Source organism: Candidatus Obscuribacterales bacterium (assembly GCA_036703605.1).
GTDB lineage: Bacteria > Cyanobacteriota > Cyanobacteriia > RECH01 > RECH01 > RECH01.
On the sequence record DATNRH010000622.1, the window covers coordinates 1 to 1,962 of the forward strand.

Sequence of the window (1,962 nt, forward strand, 5' to 3'; positions counted from 1 at the left end):
TCCTCCACCTCCAAAACGAAGAACATGCCATGATTCCTATCGTCCTGGTACTTGGTGACGCTATCAGTGGAGACGCACCCAATCTGAACGGCTGAACCCGTGGTGATTGTCGTCAGGATTGAGGACTTGGGCTTCATGTCGATATTCATGTCCGTCAAGTCCAGCGTGGAACTAACCAAGTACCTGCCAGAGGGGAACTCCAGATTGAGGGGCTTCTGGTTGCTTGACCAAGAGAGCTGACAGTGAGCCGCCGCCGCTTGAATCGCAACAGTGTCGTCCGTCACGCCATCACCCACAGCCCCAAAGTCCTTGACGCTGACCGTCTCATAGAGCTTGGCCTCAACAGTTATCTCAGTGGCCCCAACACCTGACTGAGTAAACGTAACTCCTGAAGCATCTCCTGGGATTGACCCACCGGGGGTGTAGTATTTAAGTTCTTTGTTGGCGTCAAGACCTATGAGCTTGTTGGCGACAAGCTTTGGCATGGTGGTGTTTCCAGAGCTTGGAGTATCATCGACCGCTAGTTTAATGCTCCTGTCAACCTCAGTCTGTAGCTCTTGGTCAATGGCCACTCCCTTGTCGAAATCCCCCTCAACCACGGCAGCGGGGATGGCGTCGTTCTCAACGTAGTCCGATGTCTGCGTGCGAGCAGTGCTACGCTTGATGATGATGGTGGCTAGGTTAGCGGGGGCCGTGGTAAACGTCACGTTCCATGCGCTGCCCGACCCCGACACAGTGTACCCCGATGACTGGAGGACCCCAGCAACGTACACGAGAATGTCCGCGCTGGAACTCGCGTAGTAAGGGAAGCTATATGGTCCCACGAGGGAGCCATTGCCTGTGTATGCAATTCTTGATGCTGTCGTTGATACGCTCATGATTCTTTGTCCTTCTTATTAAGTTCCCTGTTGCGAATGCGGATGCCCTGCACTAAATAGTAAAGACCGCAGATTGCGGTGAAGAAACCCACGATGCCCCCTATGTTTCCGAGTACGGTGTTCCACTCCACGAGACTGTCAGTAGCGGTTGTCGCTAGGCTGAATACCGAGAATAGTAGGCTCTTGATTAGGGGTTCGTGTGTGTTCATTTGTCGCTGAAGAGACGCTTGTTCAGCTCTCTTTGTCCGAAGTACCATCCGCCATAAGCGAATGCCATCGTGAATATTTGTTGGAGGATTGTGTGCCTGAATTCCTCAGGGCTGGTGAAGTAAACGATTGCCGCGATGATGTGGACCGTGTACGCCAACGCGGGGCGAACGGAACTGCGTAGGAAGTGAAGCCAGATGAGGACCCATCTCTGATTGTCTGAAGTGGCGATGGAGCTGACCGATACCAAAGACTCGCTCTCCTTCTGCGCGGCCTCCTGAGACGCTCTGAAGTCCTCTGAGTCGGTCTCTATGGTCTTGGCGTCTATCTGGAGCCGAGCCATAGCGACGTCGATCTCCGCTTGGGCCTTCATGCCCTTGATCTTGAGCCAGCCGGATATGCCAGAACCGAGGATTCCAATGAGTCCTCCGCTTCCCGCATTCGCTATTGCTTCCAGCCAGCTCATTGCTCCTTGGGTTTCTGCATGACCTTAGCCGTGAACCCCGCGCTGATTAAGCCCAAGCTCATGGGGAGCAGCTCAAGCAAGCTCCTGTCGAGGTGGAGGCCAGCAATGGCCACGTAGCATCCCGTGATGATGCAGATGAACATTCCCAGCCTGATGCTGGAGGGCTTGCCGTTGTTTTCGTTGAGTGGGTTCATATCAGAATCCTAGCAGCGAACTCCTGTTGGATGGCGTGGGCGAGCTGCGGCGGGAGGGGTTAGCGACTCCATTGAGATAGTTCTCATTGCCATTGGTGTAGCGGTAGCCCGCAGGGATGATCGTCTCATCAAAGGAAGGGCTGTCGGGATTGATAGGAGGCCATGTGAGGTTGCCGAACCAGTCGGGCTTGGCAGAGTAGACGAACGAGCTGGGTAG

The 1,962-nt window shown here is 54.4% G+C and carries 4 protein-coding genes; all 4 read right to left on the reverse strand.

The window, feature by feature from the left end; genetic code table 11:
* Positions 1-878: glycosyl hydrolase family 28-related protein (locus V6D20_13180; protein ID HEY9816733.1), on the reverse strand; the 878-nt coding region annotated here is incomplete at its 3' end.
* A gap of 205 nt (positions 879-1,083) precedes the next feature.
* On the reverse strand, positions 1,084-1,551 hold the full coding sequence (locus tag V6D20_13185) for a hypothetical protein (protein ID HEY9816734.1): 468 nt from the start codon (positions 1,549-1,551) through the stop codon (positions 1,084-1,086).
* The gene (locus tag V6D20_13190) at positions 1,548-1,745 is read right to left on the reverse strand and encodes a hypothetical protein (protein ID HEY9816735.1); all 198 of its coding nucleotides are present in this window, start codon (positions 1,743-1,745) and stop codon (positions 1,548-1,550) included. Before V6D20_13190 ends, V6D20_13185 begins: the two co-directional genes overlap by 4 nt.
* A gap of 1 nt (position 1,746) precedes the next feature.
* Positions 1,747-1,962 (reverse strand): hypothetical protein (locus tag V6D20_13195; GenBank protein ID HEY9816736.1); only part of this gene is annotated, 216 nt, incomplete at its 5' end.

What these genes read in the sequence shown, in the direction of transcription:
- V6D20_13190 (HEY9816735.1), bottom strand. Translation starts at nt 1,745, where the DNA reads ATGAACCCACTCAACGAAAACAACGGCAAGCCCTCCAGCATCAGGCTG.
- V6D20_13185 (HEY9816734.1), bottom strand. Translation starts at nt 1,551, where the DNA reads ATGAGCTGGCTGGAAGCAATAGCGAATGCGGGAAGCGGAGGACTCATT.